This window comes from Paenibacillus sp. P22 (assembly GCF_000469945.2).
GTDB lineage: Bacteria > Bacillota > Bacilli > Paenibacillales > Paenibacillaceae > Paenibacillus_O > Paenibacillus_O humicus.
Window position 1 is genome coordinate 1 of the sequence record NZ_CBRA020000122.1, and the last position, 7,134, is coordinate 7,134.

Below are 7,134 nucleotides of genomic sequence, written 5' to 3' on the forward strand. Positions count from 1 at the left end.
GCTGAACGCCCGCGCGAAGCTGCCCCCGAAGCTCGCAGCGAACGGCGCGAGCATCAGTCGGGGGGCAAGCGGCGCTCCGGCAGGAGCGGCGGTTATCCCCGCCGCGACGGCGACTCGGCGAGCGCAGGCCAGGGAGCGGAGCAGAAGTCCGGCGGAAGCAAGAAGCGTCCGTCTCCGCCTCCGACCCCGCCTCCGACCAGCTGAGCGTCAAAAAAAGGATGTTCCCTGCAAGCCGGCTATGCCGTGCTTCGGGAACATCCTTTTTTATCGTTGCCTGCTCGTCCGATTTCAGTTGTCGCTGAAGTCGATGAATGCATCGCGCACGCGGTTCCAGAAAGGGAACGGACGGTAGCGGGCGAAGCTGATCTTGGCAGGAGCGACGCTGCAGCGGATGGAGCGGATATCGGCCCTCTCGATGCTCAGATGATCGATCGTGAGCAGCAGCCTCTGATCCTTTTTGGACACGATGTCGCAGTGGTGATGCTCGGGCAGGATGACCGAGGTGCCGAGCGTCCGGTAGACGCGGTTGTTGATCGATGCGATCTCCGCGAGCTGCAGGGAAGGAATGGACGGGTGGATGACTGCTCCGTTGAGGCTCTTGTTGTAAGCGGTGCTGCCCGACGGCGTCGAGATGACCATGCCGTCGCCGCGGAAGGTTTCGAAGGGCTCGTCGTTGATGTTGACCTGCACGACGAGAGTGCCGTCGACGCCCTTGAGCGTGAATTCGTTCAAGGCCAAATATCCGGTTGCTCCCTCCGGAGTATCCAGCTCGATCTGGGCAATGGGGTAACGGACGATGCGCGGCTTCTGCTCGGCCATCATCTCCACGAGCTGCTCGATCTCATCGGCCTTCCAGTCGGCATAAAAGCCGAGATGGCCGGTATGGACGCCGACGAAGGCAATGTCATCGACTCGGTCCAAATAAGTATGGAAAGCATGGAGCAGGGTTCCATCCCCGCCAATGGAAACGACGGTATCCGGCTTCTTGTCGTTGCGGACGAAGCCTCGTGACGCAGCCAGCAGGTGGAAACGCTCCGTCAATTCATTGGAATACCGGTCGCCTCTGCTGAGTACCACATAATTGATCAAGAATGGCGCTCCTTCCGAAACAAACAGGATAACCTGATGATAGCGGAAAACCGGCGTGAAAACAATGTCGAACGCACTTCAGCCCGGTCCGAGCCACCCCCACAGCAGATAGACAAGCGCCGCCGCGATAAGGCTGTGCGCGAGCCTTGCGAGCAGGAAGGGACGGTAGCGCAAGCCGGTATGGCTGAGCAGGCTGGCGATCTGGGCGTGGACGGACAGACCGGCCCAGCTAAGCACCCATGCGGCGGCCGCTGCCTGATGGATGAGCGGAACTCCGGCTTCGGCGGAAGCCTTGGCGCCGAGAGTGACCTCGAACAGGCCGCTTACGAAAGGAGCGGCCATATCGCCGGACAAGCCGAATCGAACAAACAAGGCCGCGAAGAAATGCTCCAGCGCCCCAAGCACCGAGGCTTGGCGCAGAAGCTCCATCAACACGGAGAACACGACGACGAGACCTCCGACAACGACCATGAGCCTGAGGCCGGAAGCGATGGAATCCTTGAGCAGCACGCTGAAGGAGCGTCCGTCGAGCAGCCTTGCTTCGTGCATCGCCTTCAAGGCCGCGCTTAGGCCGCGCTGCGGCTTTCCGGTACCGGACTTTCCGGCTCGGGAGGCTGTCTCAGGTTCCGTGGCACCGTGGAAACGCATGAGCACGCCGATGAGGAGGCTGCCGCCATAATGAGCGGCTGCAAGAATGGGGGCGAGAGCCGACTGGTGGAAGAAGCCGACCGACACGGCTCCGATCAGAAAAATGGGATCCGAGGTCGTCGTGATGGCGACGAGCCGTTCTCCTTCCACTCGGGTCAGGAGCTGCTGATCCCGCAGCTGGGAGGTGAGCCTGGCGCCGACCGGATACCCTGACAGATAGCCCATCGCAAGCACGAAGCCGCCGCTGCCGGGAATCCGAAAAAGCGGGCGCATGAACGGATCCATCAGCTTGCCCATGAAGTGGACGATTCCTATGCCGAGCATCAGCTCCGAGATGACGAAAAAAGGAAAGAGCGCAGGAAAAAGGACTTCCCACCAGATGGCTAGTCCTCTTAGGGAAGAGTGGAGGACCGGTTCGGGAAAAACGGCCATCAGCGCTGCGAGCAGCGCCGCGCAGAAGGCGGTCACGGTACTGGGGTGTAGCAGCATTCTTGCCATGTAACGATCCGTTCCTCCTTATGAAGCCTGGTTAACTTTAAGATATGACCAGCGATGGACAAACAGAAGCCGAATCGCAGGCAGCCTGAAGGCAAAGGTGGAGAAGTCGGAAAAATCCAAATGATGAAAAAAATCATTAGAAAACGCTTGCAAAAAGGGGTGGCATTTACGGGGCGATATGGTACAATAGCATTACCTTTACCATGCTTGGAGTGATGGACATGAGTATTGTCGCCGGCATTCTGGTCTGTGCTTTTGTGTATGTGATTCGCGAGTCCCTTATGGCTCCTGGTGAAGAAGAATACGATAGCTGAAGAATCCTACTATAACCACATTCCAAATGCCCGCGGAAGCGGGCGTTTTTTTTTGTATGTAAAGGCTTTCGTGAAGAAGAAGAAAACAAGACTAAAGAACTAATAAGGGAGGCAATTATTGCCGATGAATAGATATAACAGCCTATACGAATTGATGGGCGGTCATGAGACCGTAGCAAGAATGGTGGAGGCCTTTTATCCTAGAGTCCAAAAGAACGAGCTGCTGTCTCCGCTGTTTCAGCGGGATATCGGGCCGGTTATGGAAAAGCAAATCCAATTCCTTACCCAGTTTTTCGGCGGACCTTCTCTGTTTTCCGACCAGCACGGCCATCCGATGATGCGCGCCCGCCATCTTCCTTTCGCGATTACGAAGGAACATGCCGATGCTTGGCTCTCCTGCATGAGCGGAGCTTTGGAGGAGATCGGCATGCCGGAGGATTTGAAGTCCCATGTGCTCGAGCGGCTGTCGGGACCTGCCCATCATTTCGTCAATACCGCTTCGGACGGAGGCAACGAAAGTTAAGGAGATGATCTCCACATGGAGCCGCTATATCAGACCGCAGCACTGTGCCCCTGCTGCGGCAACGGATTCGAGACACCCCGTGTCCGCCCGAGCTTCAAGCGGGCCGTAGCGGTCGACACCGATTTCTGTTCTCATTTCAAGGGAATTCATGCCGACTATTATGTTGTCCGGGTTTGCCCGCAATGCGGCTTTTCAACGACGGAGAACAGCTTGAGCAGCCTTACCGATGCGCAGAAGGAGAACTATTATTCCCTGTATGGACGGATGTGGCAGCCCCGCAGCTATAGCGGTGCGCGCACGAGCCGCCAGGCTTTGGACTGCTACAAGCTGGCCCTGCTCAGTGCCGTAGCCGCGCAGGACAAGGATCGTTTGATCGCCGGACTTCTCCATCATATCGCCTGGCTGTACCGGGATGAGGGCGACAGCGGCCAGGAGATGCGGTTTCTCCGGCATGCGCTGGAATCTTATCGGCGGGTGTACGAAACCGAGAAAGTGGACAATGACGCCAAGCTCATGTACCTGATCGGAGAGCTGCACAGGCGTCTCGGCGAACGGAAGGAGGCGGTGTGGTGGTTCTCCAGAGTGGTGAACGACAACCGGATTGTGGACGCCGCGATGATCAAGGCAAGCCGCAGCCAGTGGCAGCTGGTGCGCGAAGGAAACGAGGATGCGCCTGAATGGATGATGGGGGGCATTCCGCAAGCAAGCGGAGGTTATGAAGCGCAGGCTATCGGCTGAGGTTCATTCCTTGTATAAATGCAAGCAGGGCGTTCGCCCGTCATGGTGACGGGCGCGCCTTTTTTTTCATTGCTTGGGCGCAAAATGACTCCAGCCTCTTTTGCTTGAAGGCAGGAGCGGCGGACTTGAACAGCAAAAAGAAGTCCCTGAGCAGCAGCAAGGCTGATAGGGACTTCCAAAATTAGTGAAGGCGGCGAAGATCGGTGTCGGTGAGCAGGTAGTCCTTGTCGGCATCGACAAGCGTGACCCTGCTGTGGCAGCATGGAAATACGAGCAGCCTTTTGGCTCCGGAAGATACGCTTTTCAGATCGGCGGGCTTCAAGGGAAGCAGGACATGGTCGGTTCCGCAGAAGGGACAGGTTACATAGACGTCCTTCATCATCACGTCGTAAGGCAACGCCTTTTCAAACGGGATCATGGGTATCGCCTTGCTGCGGATCGGGTGCGGATTCCGCCTCGTTCGCGGTATCCGGCGTATTTTTGGCAAGCTCGGCCATCTTCTGAAGCAGAATGTGGCGGGGCATATGCATGAGATGCTCCAGCGGAATGTTAAGCTCTTTGGCCAGCCGAACCGCGGTTTCGGCTGACAGCTGCAGGGGTCTGGACATGGCGGTGCCTCCTCAGGCCGGTTCCGTCTCCGCAGAACAGGGTAGCGCGTCGGAGCGGATTGGCGATATAATTCAGTTATACAACGGGAACGCCGGCGGTGCAAACCGAATGCTTCTGCCGGATAGCCCATGGCGGGCAGCTGCCTGCCGAAAGGAGACCGTCCATGGAAACCAATACATACCCGCTGACATGGGATTTGGATGTCTTTTTCAAAGGGGGAGCCGCATCCCCGGAGCTGGAGGAAGTTCTCAAGGGCGTGAAGGCCGACATTGCCCGCATCAGCCAAACGATGCTGGCTTCTTCCGGTTCGGAAGGCGTTCCGGGAGCCAGGCCGGAACAGCTGGAGGAGTGGACGGATACCCTCCAATCCATCCAGGTGCGCCTGCACGAGGCTGCTTCCTTCGTCGGCTGCCTGATGGCGGAAAATGTGGACAATACAGCGGCTACCGCTCTTAATGGCCGCATCCAGTCCCTGGAAGCCGACTATCTCATCGCGCTGACCCGCTTCGACGACCTCATCAGCCGCACTCCGGATTCCATCTGGGACGGCTGGGTACAGAGCTCTCCGGTCCGCTTCTACCTCAACGAGCGGCGCCAGAACGCCAAGGACAAGCTGAGTCCGGAGCTGGAAGCGCTGGCGGCCGACCTGGCCGTCGACGGCTACCATGGCTGGGGCAATCTGTACAGCCGCATCGTCTCCCGCGCGAAGTTCCGCGCCAAGGACAAGGACGGTCAGGAGAAGGAGCTTTCCGCAGGCCAGATGTTCAACCGTTTGTTCGAGGCGGACCGTGCCGTGCGGGCCGAGTCCTTCGCCGAGTGGGAGCGCGAATGGGCGGAGCATGCCCAGCTTTGCGCCGATGCGCTGAACCATATTTCCGGCTTCAGGCTCAAGCTGTATGACCGCCGCGGCTGGAGCGACGTCCTCAAGGAGCCGCTCAAGGTCAACCGGATGACACAGTCGACGCTGGATGCCATGTGGGGAGCGATCAACGAAGGCAAGCAGGATCTGGTGCGCTACTTCGAGCGCAAGGCCAAGCTGCTCGGGCTTGAAAAGCTGGCTTGGCATGACATCACGGCGCCGATCGGCGGTGCTTCGAAGCATATTCCATACGAGGAAGGCTGCGACCTGATCCGCGAGCAATTCGCCAAGTTCGACCCGGCGCTGGCCGAGTTCGCCGACAAGGCTTTCCGCGAAGGCTGGATCGAGGCGGAAGACCGCCCCGGCAAACGTCCTGGCGGCTTCTGCACCTCGTTCCCCGCGACGGGACAGACCCGTATCTTCATGACCTACTCCGGGACGGAGGACAATGTGTCTACGCTTGCCCATGAGCTCGGACATGCCTACCATCAATACGTCATGGACGGGCTGCCGGCGTTCTCTCAGAACTATGCGATGAACGTGGCCGAGACGGCTTCGACCTTCGCCGAGATGATTGTGGCGGAATCCCAGCTCGAGCAGGCGAAGACCAAAGAAGAAAAACTGTCGCTGCTGGAGCTGAAAATCCAGAACGGCGTTTCGTTCTACATGAACATCCATGCCCGGCTCCTGTTCGAGGTCCGCTTCTACGAAGAGCGCCGCAACGGCGAAGTATCCGTCGAGCGCCTGAACGAACTGATGGTCGAAGCCCAGCGCGAAGCGTTCAGCGGCGTGCTTGACGAGGCGCATCCTCATTTTTGGGCTGCGAAGCTTCATTTCTACATTACGGATGTTCCTTTCTACAACTTCCCGTACACCTTCGGCTACCTGTTCAGCGCAGGCCTGTACGCCAAAGCCAAGGAGGAAGGCCCTTCCTTCGCGTCCCGCTACGTCGACCTTCTCCGTGATACGGGCAGCATGACCGTAGAGGAGCTGGCGCTCAAGCATCTGGGAGTGAATCTGCAGCAGGCCGGATTCTGGCAAAGCGCGGTCGCGCTGACCAGCGAAGACATCCGCCAGTTCATGGAGCTGACGGAAGAATAATTCGAACCCCTTTTCTCCATTCCCGCCGGGATGGAGGAAAGGGGTTTTCCTTTCATCGCTGCAGCTGCTCTCAGCGGTATGCCCGCTCATAAGCAAGCCATTCCGCTCTCCATGAAGATTCCATAAAGGCTCTTGAATCGCCGCTGGCGTCGGAAGTATGCTTGACCCGGGCGATAGCTTTTCGAGCTCTGAAAAAGTTGAACCCGGCGGCGGAAAAGGTGGAATAAGCTGCCGGTGTAGACGAGCATGTTAAAGGTCGGGGCTTTGGACATTCCGGCTGCGCTTGACGGCGGCACAGCCGGCGGATTCATGGTTTGTCTTTTTGGCCGAAAGGGTAAAAAAACGGATGGACATATGAACAGGAGGCAGGAGAAGCATGAAATTCTTTTTGGATACCGCCAATGTCGAGGAAATCAAACGGATCGCCAAGCTGGGTCTTGTAGACGGAGTGACCACGAATCCGACGCTGGTTGCCAAGGAAGGCCGCATATTCAAGGAAGTCGTGCAGGAAATCTGCAGCATCGTATCCGGTCCGGTCAGCGCCGAGGTCACGGGCTCCACGAGCGATGAAATGCTCAAGGAAGCGCTGGAAATAGCGGAATGGGCGCCGAACGTCGTCATCAAGGTCCCCCTGACGGAAGACGGCCTGTTCACGACCCATGCACTCTCCCAAAAAGGAATCAAAACCAATGTGACGCTCGTATTCTCCGCCGCTCAAGGCTCATGGCGGCCAAGGCGGGAGCGACGTTCATCAG

Annotated in this window: 9 protein-coding genes and 1 pseudogene; 6 read left to right on the forward strand and 4 right to left on the reverse strand. The window is 58.1% G+C overall.

Annotation, left to right across the window (positions count from 1 at the left end; translation table 11 throughout):
- On the forward strand, positions 1-204 hold a 204-nt coding region (locus BN871_RS28485; RefSeq protein ID WP_048747559.1), incomplete at its 5' end, for a hypothetical protein.
- Positions 205-288: 84 nt separating this feature from the next.
- On the opposite strand, the gene BN871_RS16925 is transcribed toward BN871_RS28485, so the two are convergent.
- Positions 289-1,086: an NAD kinase gene (locus tag BN871_RS16925; RefSeq protein WP_048747565.1), complete on the reverse strand. Its 798-nt coding sequence runs from the start codon at positions 1,084-1,086 to the stop codon at positions 289-291.
- Between the two features lie 81 nt (positions 1,087-1,167).
- Complete coding sequence (gene ylbJ / locus BN871_RS16930) at positions 1,168-2,235, reverse strand: sporulation integral membrane protein YlbJ (protein WP_048747562.1); 1,068 nt, start codon at positions 2,233-2,235, stop codon at positions 1,168-1,170.
- Positions 2,236-2,289: 54 nt separating this feature from the next.
- Between ylbJ and BN871_RS27810 the strand changes: the two genes are divergently transcribed.
- From BN871_RS27810 to BN871_RS16940, 3 genes are all read left to right on the forward strand, one after another.
- Positions 2,290-2,451, forward strand: coding sequence for a hypothetical protein (locus tag BN871_RS27810; RefSeq protein ID WP_157054040.1), 162 nt, complete (start codon positions 2,290-2,292; stop codon positions 2,449-2,451).
- A 222-nt stretch (positions 2,452-2,673) separates the two neighbouring features.
- A complete protein-coding gene (locus tag BN871_RS16935) occupies positions 2,674-3,072 on the forward strand; it encodes a globin (protein ID WP_048747563.1) in 399 nt (132 codons plus the stop codon).
- 15 nt (positions 3,073-3,087) lie between these two features.
- On the forward strand, positions 3,088-3,810 hold the full coding sequence (locus BN871_RS16940) for a DUF2225 domain-containing protein (protein WP_083436504.1): 723 nt from the start codon (positions 3,088-3,090) through the stop codon (positions 3,808-3,810).
- A 181-nt stretch (positions 3,811-3,991) separates the two neighbouring features.
- On the opposite strand, the gene BN871_RS16945 is transcribed toward BN871_RS16940, so the two are convergent.
- The gene (locus BN871_RS16945; RefSeq protein WP_021880808.1) at positions 3,992-4,228 is read right to left on the reverse strand and encodes a hypothetical protein; all 237 of its coding nucleotides are present in this window, start codon (positions 4,226-4,228) and stop codon (positions 3,992-3,994) included.
- Entirely contained in the window at positions 4,215-4,418 is a 204-nt protein-coding gene (locus BN871_RS16950) for a YycC family protein (RefSeq protein ID WP_021880809.1), read from the reverse strand. The genes BN871_RS16945 and BN871_RS16950 overlap by 14 nt, the downstream gene beginning before the upstream one ends.
- 164 nt (positions 4,419-4,582) lie before the next feature.
- On the opposite strand from BN871_RS16950, the gene BN871_RS16955 reads away from it, so the two are divergent.
- Together BN871_RS16955 and BN871_RS16960 are read left to right on the forward strand one after the other, a co-directional pair.
- Entirely contained in the window at positions 4,583-6,379 is a 1,797-nt protein-coding gene (locus BN871_RS16955) for a M3 family oligoendopeptidase (RefSeq protein WP_048747564.1), read from the forward strand.
- A gap of 376 nt (positions 6,380-6,755) precedes the next feature.
- Positions 6,756-7,134 (forward strand): annotated as a pseudogene (locus BN871_RS16960) (transaldolase family protein); the annotation flags it as partial.